This window comes from Paracoccus seriniphilus (assembly GCF_028553745.1).
GTDB classification, from domain to species: domain Bacteria; phylum Pseudomonadota; class Alphaproteobacteria; order Rhodobacterales; family Rhodobacteraceae; genus Paracoccus; species Paracoccus seriniphilus.
This window is the reverse complement of the sequence record NZ_CP067129.1, coordinates 416,677-436,269: the sequence shown is the minus strand read 5'-3', so window position 1 is coordinate 436,269 and position 19,593 is coordinate 416,677. Positions and strand designations below refer to the sequence as shown.

The following is a 19,593-nucleotide window of genomic DNA, read 5'->3' as shown; positions in this document are numbered from 1 at the left end:
AATAACGGGGGCACGACGGCCCCCGTTTTCCTTTTTCTTCCGGTTCGTGATCAGATCCCGGCGTCAATGATCGCACGCGCCAGAACCGGCACCGTGTCGCGGTTCAGACCCGCGATGTTCAGCCGCGAGTCCCCGACCATATAGATGGCCGAATCGGTCTTCAGCTTTTCCACCTGCTCCGGCGTCGCCCCAAGGCGCGAGAACATGCCGCGGTGATGAGCGATGAAATCGAAGCGGTCGCTGCCCGACAGTTCGCGCAGTTCGGATGCCAGCTGCGAGCGCAGCCCCAGCATGCTATTGCGGACATCTTCCAACTCGGCGGCCCAATCGGCGCGCAATTCCGCATCCGTCAGGATGGTCGAGACGATGCGCGCACCGTGATCGGGCGGGAAAGAGAAGGTCTGGCGGTTCAGAAAGGCCATCGCGCCCTGCGACAGATCGCGCGCGGCGGTGTTCTCGGCCAGCGCCATCAGAATGCCCGTGCGTTCGCGATAGATGCCGAAATTCTTGCTGCAGGATGCCGCGATCAGCACTTCGGGCAGGCTGCTGGCGACCAGACGCGTCGGCGCGGCGTCGGCGTCCAGCCCGTCACCGAACCCCTGATAGGCAATGTCGATCATCGGCACGGCCCCGGTCTTTTCCAGAATCGCGACGACTTCCTGCCATTGCTCCATCGACAGGTTCGCACCCGTCGGGTTGTGACAGCAGCCATGCAGCAGGACGATGTCACCCTTGCCTGCCTTGGCGATATCGGCCTTCATCCCGTCGAAATCGACGCCACGGGTTTCGCTGTCGAAATAGCGGTACTGCTGAACCGGCAACCCCATGAACTTCATGATCGACAGGTGGTTGGGCCAGGTCGGGTTGGACACATGCACCGTCAGGTCCGGGTTGGCCATGCGCGCGAGTTCCAGCGCCTGCCGGATGGCACCGGTGCCCCCGACCGAGGCGACCGAGGCCAGACGGTCGCCCGGCACCTCGCCCAGCACCATGTTGGCCATGGCATTGCGGTATTCGGCCTCTCCGGCCAGACTGGTGTAGGCCTTGGTGGTCTGGGCCTCCCAGATGCGCTGTTCGGCGGCCTTGACCGCGCGCATGACCGGGGTAACGCCCTGCGGATCCTTGTAGACCCCGACGCCCAGGTCGATCTTGCCCTGACGGGTATCCGCCTTGAATTCCTCGATCAGCATCAGGATCTTGTCAGCGGCTTGCGGTTTTAGGTTCGACAGCATCTCAGGCGTCTCCGGTTGCGATATTCAGGTCGGGAAAGCTGCCCCATTCGGTCCAGCTTCCGTCGTAGAGCGAATGGTTGCGGTTGCCGATGCGCTCCAGCGCCAGCGACAGGATCGCCGCGGTCACGCCGCTTCCGCATGTCGTGATGGCGGGACGGTCGGGATCGACACCGGCAGCCTCGAAGGCAGCGCGCAATTCCTCGGGGGATTTCATCGTGCCATCGGCATTGAGCAACCGGCCATAGGGCAGATTGCGCGATCCCGGGATATGGCCGGAACGCAGGCCCGGGCGCGGCTCTTCCACCTCGCCGCGGAACCGCTCGGGAGAGCGGGCATCGATGATTTCATGGTCACGCAGTTTCGACGCCGCCGCCACCTGCGTGACATCGCGGACCAGCCCGGCCTGACGCTGAACGGTGATATGGCGGTCGCGCAACATCGGCGGCATGTCCTCGACCGCGCGGCCCTCGGCCTGCCATTTGCCCAGACCGCCGTCCAGAACAGCGACATCGGTCTTGCCCATCAGTCGAAATGTCCACCAGACCCGCGCTGCGCTGTGCACGTCGGAATTGTCATAGACGACGACCTGATGTCCGTCGCCGATTCCCATCGCCCGCATCCGGCTGATGAACAGTTCGACCGGCGGGGCCATATGCGGCAGGGTGCTGCGCTTGTCCGAAATCGCATCAATATCGAAAAAGCGGGCATTCGGGATGTGGCAGGCATCATATTCCACCCTGGCGTCACGCCCCGTCGCCGGCATGTGCCAGCTGGCGTCGATAATTCGCAAGTCAGGATCGGAAAGATGGGCTGCCAACCATTCGGTCGAAACCAGAGTTTTCGGATCGTCCTGCATCCCGTCCCCCATTGCCTGAAAAAATCCTTGGCACGCGCCTGATTTACAGACCAATCGGACAGGCTGCAATGGCGCGGGCGTCAGCCTTGCTTCAACAGCCGCTGCTTTTGCCGGTTCCAGTCGCGTTTTGCGCTTGTTTCACGCTTGTCTGCGGCCTTCTTGCCCTTGGCGACACCGATTTTCAGCTTCACCAGCCCCTTGTGATTGAAATACATCACCAGCGGCACCAGCGTCATGCCCTCGCGCCCGACCGCCTGCCACAGGCGCGACAACTCGCGGCGGCTGACCAGCAGCTTGCGTTTGCGCCTTTCGTCATGGCCGAACACACCGGCATTCAGCAGCGAGGCGATATAGCTGTTGATCAGCCACAATTCGCCATCCTCGATGCTGGCATAGCTTTCGGCAATGTTGGACTGTCCGCTGCGCAGCGACTTTACCTCGGACCCGGTCAGCACGATGCCCACCTCGAGATCGCTCTCGATGAAATAGTCGAAACGCGCCCGCCGGTTCTCGGCAATGACCTTGTAATTCGTATCGTCGCTTTTCTTGTTCATGACGGGGTTAGATAGGCATGGCGATGCCCGCTGTAAAGAACGCAAAGCGATGCCTCATGTCACGGGGCTGGCATTTGCCGCTGTCTTGCGTTCAGAATGCGCCCACATAGCGGATCAGAGGCGCCGTGGTTCTGTTGCGAAACAGGTTCATGCGCCGGAATTGGGGGGACCATGAAACCCGGAGAGAAAAACCTGATCACCGATGTCGCGGGGCTTGTGGTCGGCAATGCCAAGGATGACGCGCTGAACTCCGGTGTCACCGTCCTGACCGCCGCAAAACCGTTTTCGGCATCGGTTCATGTCATGGGCGGCGCCCCGGGCACCCGCGACACCGAGCTTCTGGCCCCGGACAAGCTGGTGTCACAGATCGATGCGCTGGTGCTTTCGGGTGGCTCGGCCTTTGGACTGGCCGCCTGTGATGGCGTGATGCAGGGGCTGCGCATGGACGGGCGCGGCTTTGCCGTGGGCGAGGCACGGGTGCCCATCGTTCCCGGCGCCATCGTCTTTGACCTGCTGAATGGCGGCGACAAGGACTGGCAGGACAATCCCTATCCTGCGCTTGGCCAGCGCGCCTATGCCGCGGCCCGGCGGGATTTCGACATCGGATCCGCCGGTGCCGGCACCGGCGCCATGACCGGTCGTCTGAAAGGCGGGCTTGGCTCGGCCTCGGCAGTGCTGGACAATGGCCTGACCGTGGGCGCGCTGGTCGTCGTCAATGCCCTGGGCCAGGCCACGGTCGGGGAAGGCCGGCATTTCTGGGCCGCGCCATGGGAACTGGAGCAAGAGTTCGGCGGGCTGGGCCTGCCCCCGCAATTCCCCGCCGCGCAAGAGCCCGCGCCGTCAAAACGGCTGGGCGAGGCCACCACCATCGCCATCGTTGCCACCGATGCCGATCTGGACAAAGCCGCGCTGCAGCGCCTGGCCACGGCCGCGCATGACGGATTCGCCCGGGCGCTGGTGCCCAGTCACACCCCGTTTGACGGCGACCTGATCTTTGCTGCCGCGACCGGCGAAAAACCGTTGCGCGATCCGGTGGCGGATCCCTTCGTGCTGGGCCATGCGGCAGCAACGGTGCTGGCGCGAGCCGTGGCGCGGGGCGTTCACGCCGCCCGGCCCGCCCCCGGTGACCTGCAGCCCTGCTGGTCGCAGATGCGATGAAGGCCACCCCAGAGATCTGGCCACCCCGACTGCCTTCAGGGCGGCCAGCGAATGTGATTGGCCGCTTTGACAATCACTAATCAAACCGTTTAATATATTGACCACACAGAAGCCGGAGACGCCGTTGTGACCAAACATTCCACTGATCTTGAAACTCTTCTGCGCGATCCGTCGCTGCTTGAAACCCGCGCCTTTGTCGCCGGAGAATGGGTCGATGCCGCCGATGGCGCAACATTTGATGTCGTCAACCCCGCGCGGGGCGATGTCATCGCCAAGGTCGCCGACCTGTCGCGTCAGGAAGTTGCCACCGCGATCGATGCCGCAGCCGAGGCCATGAAGGACTGGGCCGCGCGCACTGCCAAGGAACGCGCGCAGTTGATGCGCAAATGGTACGACCTGATGATGGAGAATCAGGACGACCTGGCCCGCATCCTGACCGCCGAGATGGGCAAACCCCTGGCCGAGGCCAAGGGAGAAATCGCCTATGGCGCCAGCTTCATCGAATGGTTCGGCGAAGAGGCCAAGCGCGTCTATGGCGAAACCATTCCCGGCCATCAGGCCGACAAGCGCCTGACCGTGATCCGCCAGCCGATCGGCGTCGTCGGCTCGATCACGCCCTGGAACTTCCCCAATGCCATGATCGCGCGCAAGGCTGCGCCGGCGCTGGCTGTCGGCTGTGGTTTCGTTGCCCGTCCCGCCGCCGAAACGCCGCTGTCGGCGCTGGCGATGGCAGTGCTGGCCGAACGTGCCGGTCTGCCCAAGGGAATCCTGTCGGTTGTCACCTCGTCGCGCAGCAGCGAGATCGGCAAGGAGTTCTGCAGCAACCCCAAGGTGCGCAAGCTGACCTTTACCGGCTCGACCGAGGTCGGCCGCATCCTGCTGCGCCAGGCCGCCGATCAGGTTCTGAAATGCAGCATGGAACTGGGCGGCAACGCGCCCTTCATCGTGTTTGACGATGCCGATCTGGATGCTGCGGTCGAAGGCGCGATGGCCTCGAAATTCCGCAACAACGGCCAGACCTGCGTCTGCGCCAACCGCATCTATGTGCAGGCCGGCGTCTATGATGAATTCGCCAGGCGCCTTGCCGCGGCTGTGGACAAGCTCAATGTTGGCGACGGGCTGGAAGACGGTATCACCACCGGACCTCTGATCAACGCCAAGGCGGTCGACAAGGTCGAGGAACATATCAAGGACGTTCTGGACGGCGGCGGCAATGTCGTCACCGGCGGCGAGCGTCTGGACGGATTGTTCTTCAAACCGACGGTCCTGACCGGCGTGAACGACAACATGAAGGTCGCCACCGAAGAAACCTTTGGCCCGCTTGCCCCGCTGTTCAAGTTCGACACCGAGGAAGAGGTTGTCGAAAAGGCCAATGCCACGATCTTCGGTCTGGCCTCATATTTCTATGCCCGTGACATCGGCCGGATCACGCGTGTTCAGGAAGGGCTGGAATATGGCATTGTCGGGGTCAATACCGGCATCATCTCGACCGAAGTCGCACCTTTCGGCGGGGTAAAACAGTCGGGCCTTGGCCGCGAGGGCAGCCATCACGGCATCGATGACTATCTGGAAATGAAATATATCTGCCTGTCGATCTGATCGCCGGGACTGAATGTTTCGACAGCGCGGCGGGAACGGATTGTTCCCGCCGCGCATTTCATTTGCAGGGGCGTCATCTCGATGGCGCGAAGGAAATGAAAGGAACAGGGCATGGAAGGTTTCGGTTGGTTTCTGTCAATCATCCTGGGCGCAATTGCCGGCTGGATCGCCGAGCAGATCATGAAGAGCGAACACGGGCTGATCATGAACGTCATACTTGGGATCGTCGGCGCGATGCTGGGCAACTGGCTGTTCGGCCTGATCATTGGCGGCACGGCGGGCGGTGTCATAGGCCAGCTGGTCGTGGCCGTGATCGGTGCCTGCATCCTGATCTGGCTGGGCAGGTTGATCAGGAATCGCGGCTGACAGGACAATGAAAAAGGCCGGCGCAGGGAAACTGCACCGGCCTTCATTCTGGCTGGATCGTGGCGATCAGCGGTCGTCGTCTTCCTCGTCGCCATCACTTTCGGGCAGATTGAAGAAGCTGTCGGCGTCCAGTTTGGGCTCGGGCTTGTCGTTGTCCTCGTCCTGGCTGAGCGAGAAGTTCTCAAGCCCGGCAATCGCGGTCGGCAGGCGCGGCTCTTCCGGCATCGACAGCGAGGTTTCGGTGCTGACCAGCTTGCGCCGCTCATCATCGCTCATGACCTCGCCCGAGGCACCGCGTTTCTTGGCGGCTTTCTGCACGGCGGCGTCCAGCTCGGTCTGGCGGCACAACCCCAGCGCGACCGGATCGATCGGCTGAATGTTCTGGATGTTCCAATGCGTGCGCTCGCGGATCGCATTGATGGTCGGCTTGGTGGTGCCGACAAGCTTTGCAATCTGGGAATCGGCCAGTTCGGGGTGGAACTTGACCAGCCACAGGATCGCGGCGGGACGGTCCTGACGTTTGGACAGCGGCGTATAGCGCGGACCACGACGCTTTTCCTCGCCTTCGGCGGCGGGATTGTGTTTCAGGCGCAGCCGGTAGGCTGCATTTTCCTCGCCCCGCTTGATTTCCTGCGGGTCCAGCTGGTTCGAGGCCACGGGATCATATCCCTTCACCCCGGCGGCCACATCACCATCGGCAATGCCCTGCACTTCCAGCTCGTGCAGACCGCAGAAATCACCGATCTGCTTGAAGCTGAGCGTGGTGTTATCGACCAGCCAGACGGCGGTGGCCTTGGCCATCAATGGCTTGTTCATGTCAGTCTCCTTCGCATCTCTGCCCCGCTCACGACCCCCTCGGGCCGGGAAAACGGCTTTCGGCGGATGCCATTCCTCGTTTTCTGGGGGAATTCGTGCGGGATATAACGATTCGGCGGCGATTAGAAAAGAGGATTCGCACATTCCCATATGGACCTGAGGCAGTATCCCGCTAATCTGACGCAACCATGACCCAGTTTCTTTCCCTTGTTCTTCTTGTTCTGATGTCGCTGGCTGCATACGCAGGTGATCAGGCCGGTGACTTCGATTATTATGTCCTCTCGCTCAGTTGGTCACCGACATGGTGCAGCGAAACCGGCGATGATCGTGATGCGGATCAATGCGATATCGGCCGCAAGACGGATTTCATCGTGCATGGCCTGTGGCCCCAATACGAACGAGGCTGGCCGCAGGATTGCAACAGCGTGGAACGTGATCCTTCGCGCAGGCAGAGCAATGCCATGGCCGATCTGATGGGCTCGGGCGGGCTGGCCTGGTATCAGTGGAAAAAACACGGGCGCTGCACCGGACTGACGGCAGCCGACTATTATCAGGCCACCCGCGATGCCGCCGAGAAGATCGTGATTCCCCCGGTATTCGATGATCTGGATCGCGATATCCGCCTGCCGCCAGCGGTGGTCGAGGAAGCCTTCATCGAAGCCAATCCCCTGCTGGAACGCGACGGCGTCACCATCACCTGCCGCAGTGCGGCCCTGCAAGAGGTGCGCATCTGCCTGACCCGCGATCTGGAACCGCGCAAATGCGGGCCGGACATCCGCAGCGACTGCGCCCTGCCCCGCATCCTGATGGAACAGGTGCGCTGACAGGGACAATCGCGCGTCAGATCAGTCGCCCGCGACGTTCAGGACGATCTTGCCGATATGCTCGCTGCTTTCCATGCGGCGATGGGCCTCGGCCACGTCCTTCAGCGCGAATTCGCTGTCCATGACAACCTTGACCGCGCCGCTGGAGATCAGCGGCCACAGTTGCTTGCGCACGGCATCGGCGATTTCCGCCTTGGCCGTATCCGATTGTGGGCGCAGGGTAGAGCCCGTCACCGTGAGACGCTTGGTCATGATATGGGCAAAGTTCAGCTCGACCTTGGGGCCCTCGAGGAAGGCGATCATCACCAGACGGCCATCCAGCGACAAACAGCGGATATTGCGCGGGATATAGCTGCCGCCGACCATGTCCAGAATCAGGTCCGCACCACCTGCTGCCGCGACGCGCTTGACGAAATCTTCATTGCGGTAATTGATCGCGGTCGCACCAAGATCGCTGATCACCTGACATTTCTTGTCGCTGCCAGCCGTCGCGAAGACCCGCGCGCCAAGGGCCTGACCGATCTGAATGGCCATCATGCCGATGCCCGAGGTGCCGCCATGCACCAGAAACCGCTCTCCGCCTTTCAGCCCGCCGCGCTGAACGACATTGGACCAGACGGTGAAGCTGGTTTCGGGCAGGCAGGCGCCCTCTTTCAGCGACAACCCGCGCGGAATGCGCAGGGCGTGGTCAGCGTGACAGACCGCATATTCGGCATAGCCGCCACCAGGCAGCAGGGCGCAGACCTGCTCTCCCTTGCGCCAGCGGGTGACGCCAGCCCCCAGACCGACGATTTCGCCCGAAGCCTCGAGCCCCGGCAGATCCGAGGCATCGGGCGGCGGAGCGTAGCTGCCCTTGCGCTGCAGAACATCCGGGCGATTGACGCCGGCATAGGCGATCTTGATCAGAATCTCGTCATGGCGCGGCACCGGCACCGGACGGCGCACCATCTGCAGCACATCGGCGTCGCCGGGGGCGGTAATCTCGACCGCGTTCATCGCATCGGGGAACATCGCAAATCCTTAGCTATAGTCTTGTTTTTCCGGGCAGGTTCCGATCACGGGGCGCACGCATCCAGCCAAAGGCCGCGCGCCCCAGGCTTTCCGCCCCGGGCAGTTTCGACAGACGCGACTTGATCGTCTCGAAGCGCATGACCCCGTCAATCCGGCGATCAATGAAATCGCGCGTTTCCTGATGGTTTTCGGAACTGTCGCCCAGCCAGAACAGCACGGTCGCACTGATGACCGCCGACAGGGTCGCACGTTTCGAATACCAATTGGCATCCTCGGAAGTATCGCCCAGCCCGACCCAGATGGTATCGGCGGTTTCCCAGACCAGCCGGGCCGCCAGCACGGCATTCTGTGGCAGCGCCAGCACCGCCGCCCCGGCCCGCACCAGTTCGGGATCGACCAGGGTCAGCCGGTGCCAGACGGCCTCGGCCACCCGGTCACGAAACCGTCCTTCGGGCGGGGTCTGTTCCAGCCATTCGCGCAGCGCGGCATCGGCGCGGCGATGGTAAGCCGCCGCCAGACCTGCCCCACCCTGCGGGAAATGCACCCGTGCCAGCGCCGGGGACAGTCCGATGTCGCGTGCGCCCGCCAGCAGGGCACGCTCGTTCATTCCGTCGAATGGCACGTGGTTGAGTGCAGCCTGCAACAATCGGTCGCGATCTGTATCGGTCATATCCGCCTCATCTGGACAAAGCTGTCTGTCACTGTTAATGGAACGCTTCCTGCAATCTTTGCAACTCTAACCTAGGAAGGTGGTGACAACCACATGCAGGTCAACGTTCGCGACAACAACGTCGAACAGGCGCTTCGTGCCCTGAAGAAGAAACTTCAGCGCGAAGGTGTGTTCCGTGAAATGAAGCTTCGGCAACATTTCGAGAAACCGTCGGTCAAGAAAGCCCGTGAAAAGGCCGAGGCCGTCCGCCGCGCCCGCAAGCTGGCCCGTAAAAAGGCACAGCGCGAAGGCGCGCTGTAAGACGACGCGATCACGCGTAATCAGCGACCCCCGTAGCCTGGCTGCGGGGGTTTGCTATTTTCTGCCTATGGCTGAACGGGAATCGCCGTGGTGCGAAACACCGTGCGCAGCGCAAAGGACGAATGCATTTGCGCGACGCCGGGCAGCCGGGACAGATGCTGGCGGTGGATACGGGCGAAATCATCGGTATCCTCGACCACGATCTTCAGCAGATAATCCGCCGTGCCCGCCATCAGGTGACATTCCAGCACGTCCGGGATTGCCCGGACCGAACGTTCGAACCCGTCCAGCACCTCGTCGCTTTGCCCGGACAGGGTGATTTCGACAAAAACCGTCGTCTGGCGACGCAGGGCGCGGGCATCGAGCAGCGCGACATAATCCGAGATCACCCCGGTTTCTTCCAGGCGCTGCACCCGGCGGTGGCAGGCGCTGGGGGACAGGTGAACCCGCGCGGCCAATTCGGCATTGCTGATTCGCCCCTGTTTTTGCAACAGGGCCAATATGCGGCGATCGATTGCGTCTATCTCGGACATTGTCGCAGTTTCTTCGAATTTGCCGGGACAATCCAGCAGGTTCTTGACCATGATCCCATGTGACGCCCCCAAAGTTCGCAGCACCTGCCAGAGGATTCCTGCCACAATGAGGTTACAAACGCATCGCCACAACCGTATGCGAAGGGAGAGGTAACATCATGAAAATCGGCTGCCCCAAAGAGATCAAGCCACAGGAATTCCGGGTCGGGCTGACCCCTGCCGCAACGGCAGAGGCCGTGCTGCGGGGCCATGAGGTGATCATCGAAACCGAGGCCGGGACAGGTTCGGGCTTCACCGATGAGGATTACATCGCCGTCGGAGCAAGGATCGCCGGAACCGCCAAGGATGTGTTCGAGCAAGCCGAGATGATCGTCAAGGTCAAGGAACCGCAGCCTATCGAACGCAAGATGCTGCGCGAGGGGCAGCTGCTGTTCACCTATCTGCATCTTGCCCCGGACCGCGCCCAGACCGAGGATCTTCTGGCCTCGGGCGTGACATCGATTGCCTATGAAACGGTAACCGATTCGCGTGGTGGCCTGCCGCTGCTGGCGCCGATGTCCGAGGTCGCAGGACGACTTGCGCCGCAGGTCGGATCCTGGGCGCTGCAAAAGGCCAATGGCGGGCGCGGCGTTCTGATGGGCGGCGTTCCCGGCGTCAGGCCGGCCAATGTCGTGATCATCGGCGGTGGTGTCGTCGGTGCGGCGGCCGCGCGCGTTGCGGTGGGCATGGGAGCCAATGTCACGGTGATGGATCGCTCGGTGCCGCGCCTGTCCTATCTGGACGATGTCTTCATGGGCAAGCTGACCACGCAATATGCCAATGCGGCGACCACTGCGGAACTGATCCAGACCGCCGATATGGTCATCGGCGCCGTGCTGGTGCCCGGCGCGGCAGCCCCGAAACTGATCACGCGCGAACAGTTGTCCACGATGCATCCCGGTGCCGTGCTGGTCGATGTTGCCATTGACCAGGGCGGATGTTTCGAAACCTCACGCGCGACCACCCATCAGGATCCGATCTACGAAGTGGAGGGGGTGGTGCATTACTGCGTAGCCAACATGCCCGGCGCGGTGGCGCGCACCTCGACGCAGGCACTTGGCAATGCAACGCAACCATTCCTGCTGGCACTGGCGGACAAGGGCTGGCGTCAGGCCATCAGCGACGACCCGCATCTGCGCGCGGGGCTGTCGACGCATCAGGGCAAGCTGACCTCACTGCCCGTGGGCGAGGCGCTGGGGATCGACGCGATCCCTGCCGATCAGATTCTGGCTGGCTAGCAACGTCAGTTTACCAAGAAAAACGGCGCAGCCTTATGGTTGCGCCGCAAAAAACCCACAGAACTGCCGAAATCAGGCAGCCCGAGTCGCCAGAAGGTCGCGAATCTGCGCCAGAAGCTCTTCCTGCGTGGGGCCTGCGGGGGCCTCTTCGACCTTTTCCTCTTCGATCGCCATCGACTTGGCACGGTTGACCGCCTTGACCAGCATGAACACGACCCATGCCACGATCAGGAAGTTCAGGACCGCCATCAGGAAGGAGCCATAGGCAAAGATTGCCGCACCGGATTCGCGCGCGGTCTCAAGGCCGGTTCCGGCTGCAACCTCGCCTGAAAGAACGATATATTTGTTCGTGAAGTCAACGCCACCGGTCACCAGACCGATAATGGGGTTGATCAGGTCATCCACCAGCGAGGTGACAATCGCCGTGAATGCGGCGCCGATGATGATACCCACGGCCATGTCCATGACATTCCCGCGGGCGATAAATTCCCGAAACTCTTTAAGCATCTTTTCAGCCGTCCATTTTACAAGTGCGAAATGCGCAACACTGACGACTGTAGGTCGAAATCGGCCACAGGCCAACTGTCCCGTTGGGTCAATACGATCGGGACAGTTCATTTGTCCCGCTTCCGGCAAGCGGGACGCCCCTTTTTGGAAGAGGCGTCCCCTTGGAAGGGGTTTATTCGCCGGCCTCGTCCAGCTTGGCCTCGATGATCTCTTTCATGTCATCCCAAGGCCGGTTGCTGACCGTTTCACCGGCGATGATGAAGGTCGGCGTGGCATCGATTTCATCCGCCGTGGCGTTCTTCTGAAAGGTCGCGATCAGCTGCTCGGCCTTGGCGCCGTCATCCCAGCAGGCCGTCATCTGGTCTTCAGTCATGCCGGCCTTCAGGCCGATCTTGCGCAGGTTCGTGGCGATTTCGTCACCCGAACCACCGGCAAGCCATTTCTTCTGCTCGTCAAACAGCATGTCCGAGACAGCGTAATATTTGTCGTCGCCGCCACAGCGCGCCAGCATTCCCGCCCAGAGTCCGACCTGATCGAAATAGACGTCACGCTGGATGAAGCGGACCTTGCCGGTGTCGACATATTCCGCCTTGAGCTTGGGCCAGTTCTCGCTGTGGAAATTGGCACAATGCCCGCAGGTGAAGCTGGCATATTCAATGATGGTGACAGGCGCGTCTTCGGCCCCCAGCGCGATGTCAGGCAGAACCTGCACATCCGTCGTTTCCGTCGCGGCGTCTTGCGCAAAGGCGGTCGGGGCAAAGGCCGGCAGCGCCAGCGCGAGAGTCAGAGCCGTCGCGGCAGAGCGGATCAGCATGAGTTATCCTTTCGGTTTTCTTCTGGAAGAGAGATTCAGCGCCAGCCGGGCCATTGCCTGGGCCAGCTGGTCGTCTTCAAACTGGGCCGCCACCTCGGCCGCCCGTTTCTGGTCTTGTGGATCAGGCCGGGGCTCCGGTCGCGGCGCAGGCGCGAACTGGGCCTGACCCTCGGAAAATCCGCTGGCTGCGGTCTGGGTCAGCGTAATCCTCTGGATGGCATTATAGCCATAGCAGGCATTCACCTTCTCGCGCAGCTGCGGCAGCTGCATTTCCACCATCGGTGCCGCCGGGCCGGTTGTCAGCAGGGTCAGCGTCGCGCCGAACCCGCCCCGACTATAGCTGATGCGGACGGGTCTGGTCGTGCGTGCCAGCTGTTCGCCGGCGATCTCGGGCCAATGGGTCAGCAGACGCGCCACTGCAAAGCCGCGACCTTCCGCGACCTTCTGAACCCTGTCGCCCAGCAGCGTCGCGGCAGCTTCGAAGCCGCGACGCCTGCGCCGACCGGGGTATTTGGTCTTGTCGAACCTCTGTGCCATCTTCGCCTGATCGGTTATCCCAGCTATATCCTTAATCAGCAGGGTGCTGGGAGGAAAGCACACAGCAAGGCACGAGGGCTGATATTTGCGTGACATCAAGGTGATCTCTGACCAGCTTCTGCACTGGTATGACCGGCACGCCCGCGATCTGCCCTGGCGGATGCGGCCGGGAACCGGCACCCCCGATCCCTATCGGGTCTGGCTGTCCGAGGTGATGCTGCAACAAACCACCGTGGCTGCGGTCAGGGCCTATTTCCAGCGTTTCACCACGCGCTGGCCCGCTGTCAGCGATCTGGCCGCCGCCGATGATGCCGAGGTCATGGCCGAATGGGCCGGGCTTGGATATTATGCCCGGGCACGCAACCTGATGGCCTGCGCACGCGCGGTGACCGCCCGGGGTGGCTTTCCCCGGACGCGGGCGGGATTGCGTGAGCTGCCCGGAATCGGCCCCTATACCTCGGCCGCTATTGCCGCGATTGCCTATGATCAGCCCGAAACCGTCGTGGACGGCAATGTCGAGCGCGTCGTCTCTCGGCTGTTTGCCGTCCAGACACCGCTGCCCGGCTCCAAGCCGGAACTGACGCGTCTGGCGGAAACGCTGACCCCGAGCAACCGGCCCGGAGATTATGCGCAGGCGATGATGGATCTGGGCGCGACCATCTGCACCCCGCGCAATCCGGCCTGCGTGATCTGCCCGTTGCAACAGGATTGCGATGCCCGCGAACAGGGCATTGCCGCCGCGCTGCCGCGCAAGACACCCAAGCCCCCCAAGCCCGAACGTCAGGGCATCGCCTGGATCGCCCGTTCGGGTCAGTCGATCCTGCTGGAGGAACGACCCGCCAAGGGGCTGCTGGGCGGCACGCTGGCGTTTCCATCGGCTGGCTGGGACGGCAGCGACCAGCCGCCCCCCGGGGCGGCAAGTTGGCGCGAAATGGGGCAGGTGCGCCATGTCTTTACCCATTTCAGCCTGACCATGACCGTCATGCTGGGCGATCTGACCGGCAATCCGGAACGCGGCCAGCTTGTTCCCATTGCGCAAATCGACCGGAACGCCCTGCCCGGCCTGATGCGCAAGGTCTGGGATATGGCGCAGGGCGAGATCGCGGCGTAATATTGCGCCCATGAGCAAGCCCGACCCCAAATCCCTGCCCGCCGCCGCGCCCTTCTGGATGTCGGTCGTCATGATCCCGCTGGTGATTCTGGCGGCCACCCGCGGCGGGTTCTGGTGGCTTTTGCTGCCCGGCTATGCCTGGTATCTGACCACGGCCATGGATGGGGTGCTGGGTCTGAACGAAAACAACCCCGACCCCGAAGCAGAACTGTCGCAATTGTTCTGGCACCGCGCCGTCACGCTGATCTGGTTTCCGCTGCAATTCCTGGCGATCTTCGGTTCGATCTATCACGCCACCCATGGCGGCCATCTGTCGGGACTGGAACAGCTTGGCCTGTTCTTTGGCATCGGCGTCCTGTCGGGCACGATCGGCATCGTCTATGCCCATGAGCTGCTGCATCAGAAAACCAGACTGGAGCGCTGGTGCGGCGATCTGCTGCTGGCCACGGTTCTCTATTCCCACTTCCGGACCGAACACCTGCTGGTGCATCATTCCTGGGTCGCCACCCCGCGCGATGCGGTATCCGCGCGCTACAATGAAGGATTCTATCGTTTTTTCTGGCGGGTTCTGCGTGAAAGCCCGGTCAGCGCATGGCGCGCGGAAACCCGCATGCTGGCGCGCGCGAAACGCAGCATCTGGGACCGGCGCAATCCCTTCTGGCGCTATGCTGCGCTGCAACTGGGCATGCTGGCGCTGGCCTTGGTGCTGGGCGGGGTGACCGGCCTGATGCTGTTCGTCTTTCAGGCCTTTGTCGCCATCTGGCAGCTGGAACTGACGAATTATGTCGAACATTACGGCCTGACCCGCCGCCATCTGGGTGACGGGCGCTATGAACATATCATGCCGCGCCACAGCTGGAATGCCGCGCATACGGCGTCGAACTGGCTGCTGATCAACCTTCAGCGCCATTCGGACCATCACTACAAACCCGACCGCCGCTTTCCGCTGCTGCAGACCTATGACGAGGACGAGGCGCCGCAACTGCCCCTTGGCTATCCGGCAATGACCTTCGTGGCGATGGTCCCGCCCTGGTGGCGCAGGCGCATGAACCCGCGCGTGCGGGCATGGCGGCGCAAGTTCTATCCCGACATCGAAGACTGGAGCGCTTACAATCAGGGCAATCTGCCCATGCCTCGTTCGGCGCTGTAGGCCCCTAGACGGCGGGCAGAGCCTCCATGATCTGATCCAGAACCAGCCTGCCGTAATCCAGATTGCCGTGGGCGAAATCGGTCTCGGGCTGGGGGTCTTCGGAATGGGGCGACAGACGCAAGGCTCCCCGCATCAGATCCGCACGCGTAAAGACATCATGCTCCAGCGCCTCTTCAGGCCAGAAGACAAGCCGCGCCCGCGCATCCAGCACCGCATGGGCCGCGTCCTGAAAGCAATTACGCCAGTGCAGGGCATCGCCGCGCCCGACCAGATCAAGATAAGCCGCGAACCGCCCCGGCGCGGCGACACAATCAGCCGATGGCATCGGTTCGGGCAGCATCAGCATCGGCTTGCCCAGATCCGCCAGTCGCGCCGCCAGTCTTGCCGCCACGGAATTGCGCACCCGCCGGCGCAGAGCCTCTTGCAGGAACCTGCGGCTGACAAGCTGGCAATCGACATCACCACCCTTTACCGAGGGAAAATCAAGGCTGCGATGTTCGGCACAGATCGCCGCCACGCTTACCCAGCCAAAGCCCCCTACAATGACAAAGGCGTCATATCCGGTGACATCCAGTTCGCGCACCAGATTGTAGAATTTCATCTCGGCGGCGATTTCGGGACTGTCAGGCACAAGAATGCCGTCGCGCAGGTTCAGACGCGCCATATTGCCCGCAAGCAGCCCCATGAAATCCATATCCCATGCAGGCCAGTTTTCGGGATCGGACACATAGGCCAGGCGGGGGCCGGCAATATGCGAATTGCCGATGATCAGCAGCCGGGGCAGATCGGTCATCGGCCGAATGCCTCCAGCATGGCGTCTTCGCAGATCAGGTCATCTGGCGCGGCACCCTCCCTGGCGGGTTTCTCCTGCAGGTGCAGGCCATGGGCAGCAAGGAATGACCGCATCACCGTCTCCACGCCTGCCTCGGTGACCTGCCGCAGATCCTCGGCATAGAATTTCCCGGCCGCGGCCGGATTGGTGACGATTTCATATGAAGGAAAGTAATCCACATCCAGGTTGCCAGCAGCCATATCCCCCGCGGCAGCCCGCAGGGTGGCCTTGGAATATTGCGTCGCGGGCAGAACATGCTGCCCCGACGCCGTGGCCGTGAGCGGCACCGGAGAAACGGTCAGCAACAGCTTCATCCCCGAGTTGAACCCTTGCAGACGGCGGTACAGCCCCTCGAGATCTTCATGAACCTGCGGATAGCTGAAGTTCACGAACTCATGCTGCGCGGGATCGAAACTGCCCGCGACCACCCCCGGACAGGTCGGATAGACGCGCCCCGTGTTGCGGCAGCGCCATGCCTCGGTCAGGCCCAGAGTGAAGACAAAGACATCTGCCTGCGCCAGCATCGCCCCCACGCGTGACAGATGCCGCTGCCGGATGGCCATGACCTCTTCGACGCTGTCCAGCCCCTCGGGGTCCAGACCGGGCCGGAAGGCATCATGAAAACGCCCCTCGCGCGACCAGACATGCAACGGATCAGGCTGACCCGAGTCGATTTCGTCCAGCAACTGGATCATCTGCCGGGCGGTATAGATATTGCCGTAGCGCCCTGAATAGAGCCCGAAGCCATATCGCCGCGAAAACTCCGGGGCGATGCCTTTCGGGGCTGGCTCGGCATCCAGGACGGTCAACCCGGCATCGCGCAGCGCACGCCCCAGATGCTGGGCAAAGCAACTGCCCGCCGTCGCAATGGCATCGCTGGCGGTCAGGGAAAAGGCCGGATGATGGATATCGCTGACCGCATCGGCAGCCTGTGTCGCGACGCCATGGCGCCAGAAGGCCGAAGGGGGAAGACTGGAATAGGGATGCACCATGATTGCAGACATATGCCTTTCCGACCGCGAAAGAAAAGGCCCCGCCATAAGATATGGCGGGGCAAGGCGGCTCCACCCACATCACATATGAGGGAACAGCGGCGAAACTGCTGAACTATCAGTTGGGGCGGCTGACCTCATCGGCCATCTCGGCGCGGATCTGCTGCCGCAACAGATCGATGGGAATCATCTTTCCTTCCCGGCGATAATGCCAGTAGGTCCAGCCATTGCAGGACGACGAACCTTCCAGTGCAGCACCGACCTGATGGATGCTGCCCTTGACATCATTGCCGACCAGACTGCCATCGGCACGCACCTTGGCCTTGTGTCGATTGCCGATCGAATAGAGTTCCTCGCCCGGGCGCAACATGCCGCGTTCGATGACCTGTCCAAAGGGAACGCGCGGTTCGGCCCGCTTGGCCTTGACCGTGGCAATGGAATCGGCGTCCAGCCGACGCACGCGATCGATGCGTTTCTGCGCCACCTCACGATAGGCGGCCTCGCGCTCGATGCCGATGAAATCACGGCCCAGCATCTTGGCGACCGCCCCGGTGGTGCCGGTGCCAAAGAACGGGTCCAGAACGACGTCGCCCGGATTGGTGGTGCCGACCAGAACGCGATGCAGCAGGGCTTCGGGCTTTTGCGTCGGATGCGCCTTGTCGCCCTTGCCGTCCTTCAGACGCTCACCGCCATTGCAGATCGGCAGCACCCAGTCGCTGCGCATCTGGATGCCTTCGTTCAGCGATTTCAGCGCCTCGTAATTGAAGGTGTATTTCGAACGCTCGGATTTCGCGACCCAGATCATGGTCTCATGCGCATTGGTCAGCCGCTTGCCGCGGAAATTCGGCATCGGGTTGGATTTGCGCCAGATCACGTCGTTCATGATCCAGAAACCCTGGTTCTGCAACTCTGCCCCGACGCGGAAGATATTGTGATAGCTGCCGATGACCCACATCGCGCCATCAGGCTTCAGAACCCGCCGTGCGGCGGCCAGCCATTCGCGGGTAAACTTGTCATAGGCGGCAAAGCCGGAAAACTGGTCCCATTCGTCATCGACGGCATCGACCTTGGAATTGTCAGGCCGGAGAAGATCCCCCCGCAGTTGCAGGTTGTAGGGCGGATCTGCAAAAATAAGATCCACGCTCTCTTCGGGCAACGAATTCATCAGCTCGATGCAGTCGCCTGCCAGGATCTGGTTCAGCGGTAAGGGCTGTGCGGACGCCGCACGTCTGTGCTTGATCTTCATCTTCTCTGCCTCTTGAACTGCCGACTTTTGCCGATCTGTAAGTCCCTAAAGATGAGTCACCGGCGAATCGCCGTCAATTTCTTTTTTGAATCAAGAGGTTGATGAAGCGGCTTTACACAAGATATTGTGGACCGGCTTGAACGAACGTCTATGATGAGGGGTGACCCCCAAATCTAGAAGTGCGCGTTTATGGGCCGGAGTCGGATAGCCCGCATTCGCTTCCCATCCATATCCGGGATACTGTTGCGCCAAATCCACCATGATGCAATCGCGCAACACCTTGGCAAGGATCGACGCGGCCGCAATCGTCAGGCTGCGCGCATCCCCCTTGACCACGGCCTCGCCGGAAATGCCCAGATCGCGCGGCACCTTGTTGCCGTCAACCAACACATGACAGGGCGTGGTCTTCAAGCCCGCAACCGCACGGCACATCGCAAGATGCGAGGCGTGATAGATGTTCAACCGGTCGATCTCGGCCACATCCACATGGGCCACGGCCCAGTCGCAACTTGCCATGATCTCGCGCGCCAAGGCTTCGCGCCGGGCAGCGGAGAGCTTCTTGGAATCATTCAGGCCCTCGGGGATATTGTCGCGGTCCAGCACCACGGCGGCCGCCGTGACCGGACCGGCCAGCGGGCCACGTCCGACCTCATCAACACCGGCGACAATCCGGCTGCCCCGTGCCATAGCGGCCATCTCGAAACTGAAATCGGGCTGGGTCATTCGGTGATCATAACGGGGGCGATCCGCCGTTCCTCAAGGTTGTTGCCGGGCCCCTCGCGATCCACGACCAGAAAATCGGCGGCGCGATCCAGGGGTGTCAGCACGCCATGCCAGATACCGGGCCGCAAGTTCAAGCCGACTTTCGCAGGAACGCGAAAGGCCAGTGGCAGCCCCGGCCGACCGTCGATATCCGGCGCGACGATAGACATCCAGGGATCCGGCCCCAGCGGCATGAAGGCCTGCGACCCCAGAGGATGACGCTCCAGCAGATCACAGGAATAGGGCAGGCTGACTGGCTGCGACCGAAAGATCGAAATGATCGCATCACCGCCCGCGCATTCCACCCTCGCCAGCGCGTGATGGCGTTCACAGCGCCCGCCATTGATCAGAAGATCCGCGCTGTCGCGTTGGCTGATCACATCGCCAAAAGGGGCAAATGCCTCTGCGGTCAGTGGTGTGATCCCTATCCCGGTCATGGTCTGCCC

23 protein-coding genes are annotated in these 19,593 nt (G+C 62.1%); 8 read left to right on the top strand and 15 right to left on the bottom strand.

The window, feature by feature from the left end:
- Positions 1-50: 50 nt before the first annotated feature.
- The 3 genes from JHW44_RS02085 to smpB form a co-directional block, all read right to left on the bottom strand.
- Positions 51-1,232 carry an amino acid aminotransferase gene (locus JHW44_RS02085; protein WP_089343786.1) on the bottom strand — a complete coding sequence of 394 codons (1,182 nt, stop codon included), beginning with the start codon at positions 1,230-1,232 and terminating at the stop codon, positions 51-53.
- A 1-nt stretch (position 1,233) separates the two neighbouring features.
- Positions 1,234-2,088: a 3-mercaptopyruvate sulfurtransferase gene (gene sseA, locus JHW44_RS02080; protein WP_089343940.1), complete on the bottom strand. Its 855-nt coding sequence runs from the start codon at positions 2,086-2,088 to the stop codon at positions 1,234-1,236.
- Positions 2,089-2,168: 80 nt separating this feature from the next.
- Positions 2,169-2,642, bottom strand: coding sequence for an SsrA-binding protein SmpB (gene smpB, locus JHW44_RS02075; RefSeq protein WP_089343787.1), 474 nt, complete (start codon positions 2,640-2,642; stop codon positions 2,169-2,171).
- Between the two features lie 171 nt (positions 2,643-2,813).
- On the opposite strand from smpB, the gene JHW44_RS02070 reads away from it, so the two are divergent.
- The 3 genes from JHW44_RS02070 (at position 2,814) to JHW44_RS02060 (ending at position 5,765) form a co-directional block, all read left to right on the top strand.
- Positions 2,814-3,800, top strand: a complete 987-nt coding sequence (locus JHW44_RS02070) for a P1 family peptidase (protein ID WP_089343788.1) — start codon at positions 2,814-2,816, stop codon at positions 3,798-3,800.
- 126 nt (positions 3,801-3,926) lie between these two features.
- Positions 3,927-5,399 carry an NAD-dependent succinate-semialdehyde dehydrogenase gene (locus JHW44_RS02065; RefSeq protein WP_089343789.1) on the top strand — a complete coding sequence of 491 codons (1,473 nt, stop codon included), beginning with the start codon at positions 3,927-3,929 and terminating at the stop codon, positions 5,397-5,399.
- 111 nt (positions 5,400-5,510) lie between these two features.
- On the top strand, positions 5,511-5,765 hold the full coding sequence (locus JHW44_RS02060) for a GlsB/YeaQ/YmgE family stress response membrane protein (RefSeq protein ID WP_089343790.1): 255 nt from the start codon (positions 5,511-5,513) through the stop codon (positions 5,763-5,765).
- A 66-nt stretch (positions 5,766-5,831) separates the two neighbouring features.
- On the opposite strand, the gene JHW44_RS02055 is transcribed toward JHW44_RS02060, so the two are convergent.
- Positions 5,832-6,581, bottom strand: a complete 750-nt coding sequence (locus JHW44_RS02055) for a DUF1013 domain-containing protein (protein ID WP_089343791.1) — start codon at positions 6,579-6,581, stop codon at positions 5,832-5,834.
- Positions 6,582-6,769: 188 nt separating this feature from the next.
- Between JHW44_RS02055 and JHW44_RS02050 the strand changes: the two genes are divergently transcribed.
- Positions 6,770-7,405 (top strand): ribonuclease T2 family protein, encoded by a 636-nt coding sequence (locus JHW44_RS02050; protein WP_089343792.1) that lies wholly within the window; start codon positions 6,770-6,772, stop codon positions 7,403-7,405.
- Between the two features lie 21 nt (positions 7,406-7,426).
- On the opposite strand, the gene JHW44_RS02045 is transcribed toward JHW44_RS02050, so the two are convergent.
- Positions 7,427-8,416 carry an NAD(P)H-quinone oxidoreductase gene (locus tag JHW44_RS02045; protein ID WP_089343793.1) on the bottom strand — a complete coding sequence of 330 codons (990 nt, stop codon included), beginning with the start codon at positions 8,414-8,416 and terminating at the stop codon, positions 7,427-7,429.
- A gap of 13 nt (positions 8,417-8,429) precedes the next feature.
- On the bottom strand, positions 8,430-9,086 hold the full coding sequence (locus tag JHW44_RS02040; protein WP_089343794.1) for a COQ9 family protein: 657 nt from the start codon (positions 9,084-9,086) through the stop codon (positions 8,430-8,432).
- Positions 9,087-9,179: 93 nt separating this feature from the next.
- On the opposite strand from JHW44_RS02040, the gene rpsU reads away from it, so the two are divergent.
- Positions 9,180-9,386, top strand: coding sequence for a 30S ribosomal protein S21 (gene rpsU, locus JHW44_RS02035; protein WP_022705914.1), 207 nt, complete (start codon positions 9,180-9,182; stop codon positions 9,384-9,386).
- Between the two features lie 65 nt (positions 9,387-9,451).
- On the opposite strand, the gene JHW44_RS02030 is transcribed toward rpsU, so the two are convergent.
- The gene (locus JHW44_RS02030; RefSeq protein ID WP_089343941.1) at positions 9,452-9,919 is read right to left on the bottom strand and encodes an Lrp/AsnC family transcriptional regulator; all 468 of its coding nucleotides are present in this window, start codon (positions 9,917-9,919) and stop codon (positions 9,452-9,454) included.
- 158 nt (positions 9,920-10,077) lie between these two features.
- Between JHW44_RS02030 and ald the strand changes: the two genes are divergently transcribed.
- On the top strand, positions 10,078-11,196 hold the full coding sequence (ald, locus tag JHW44_RS02025; RefSeq protein ID WP_089343795.1) for an alanine dehydrogenase: 1,119 nt from the start codon (positions 10,078-10,080) through the stop codon (positions 11,194-11,196).
- Between the two features lie 72 nt (positions 11,197-11,268).
- Here the strand turns inward: ald and mscL are convergent, their stop codons facing one another.
- The 3 genes from mscL to JHW44_RS02010 all read right to left on the bottom strand — a co-directional run bounded on the left by mscL (position 11,269) and on the right by JHW44_RS02010 (position 13,054).
- Positions 11,269-11,703 (bottom strand): large conductance mechanosensitive channel protein MscL, encoded by a 435-nt coding sequence (mscL, locus tag JHW44_RS02020; protein WP_089343796.1) that lies wholly within the window; start codon positions 11,701-11,703, stop codon positions 11,269-11,271.
- 172 nt (positions 11,704-11,875) lie between these two features.
- Positions 11,876-12,517 carry a DsbA family protein gene (locus tag JHW44_RS02015; RefSeq protein WP_089343797.1) on the bottom strand — a complete coding sequence of 214 codons (642 nt, stop codon included), beginning with the start codon at positions 12,515-12,517 and terminating at the stop codon, positions 11,876-11,878.
- Positions 12,518-12,520: 3 nt separating this feature from the next.
- Positions 12,521-13,054, bottom strand: coding sequence for a DUF721 domain-containing protein (locus JHW44_RS02010; RefSeq protein WP_089343798.1), 534 nt, complete (start codon positions 13,052-13,054; stop codon positions 12,521-12,523).
- A 160-nt stretch (positions 13,055-13,214) separates the two neighbouring features.
- Between JHW44_RS02010 and JHW44_RS02005 the strand changes: the two genes are divergently transcribed.
- Positions 13,215-14,165, top strand: a complete 951-nt coding sequence (locus JHW44_RS02005; RefSeq protein WP_245846998.1) for an A/G-specific adenine glycosylase — start codon at positions 13,215-13,217, stop codon at positions 14,163-14,165.
- A gap of 10 nt (positions 14,166-14,175) precedes the next feature.
- Positions 14,176-15,315, top strand: a complete 1,140-nt coding sequence (locus JHW44_RS02000; RefSeq protein WP_089343800.1) for an alkane 1-monooxygenase — start codon at positions 14,176-14,178, stop codon at positions 15,313-15,315.
- Positions 15,316-15,319: 4 nt separating this feature from the next.
- Here the strand turns inward: JHW44_RS02000 and JHW44_RS01995 are convergent, their stop codons facing one another.
- The 5 genes from JHW44_RS01995 to JHW44_RS01975 form a co-directional block, all read right to left on the bottom strand.
- Complete coding sequence (locus JHW44_RS01995; protein ID WP_089343801.1) at positions 15,320-16,108, bottom strand: hypothetical protein; 789 nt, start codon at positions 16,106-16,108, stop codon at positions 15,320-15,322.
- Positions 16,105-17,151, bottom strand: a complete 1,047-nt coding sequence (locus JHW44_RS01990; protein WP_179217669.1) for a GSCFA domain-containing protein — start codon at positions 17,149-17,151, stop codon at positions 16,105-16,107. Before JHW44_RS01990 ends, JHW44_RS01995 begins: the two co-directional genes overlap by 4 nt.
- A gap of 106 nt (positions 17,152-17,257) precedes the next feature.
- Entirely contained in the window at positions 17,258-18,385 is a 1,128-nt protein-coding gene (locus tag JHW44_RS01985) for a site-specific DNA-methyltransferase (RefSeq protein ID WP_089343803.1), read from the bottom strand.
- A 90-nt stretch (positions 18,386-18,475) separates the two neighbouring features.
- Positions 18,476-19,108, bottom strand: a complete 633-nt coding sequence (locus tag JHW44_RS01980) for a ribonuclease HII (RefSeq protein WP_089343804.1) — start codon at positions 19,106-19,108, stop codon at positions 18,476-18,478.
- The gene (locus JHW44_RS01975) at positions 19,105-19,584 is read right to left on the bottom strand and encodes an ureidoglycolate lyase (protein WP_089343805.1); all 480 of its coding nucleotides are present in this window, start codon (positions 19,582-19,584) and stop codon (positions 19,105-19,107) included. Before JHW44_RS01975 ends, JHW44_RS01980 begins: the two co-directional genes overlap by 4 nt.
- Positions 19,585-19,593: the final 9 nt, after the last annotated feature.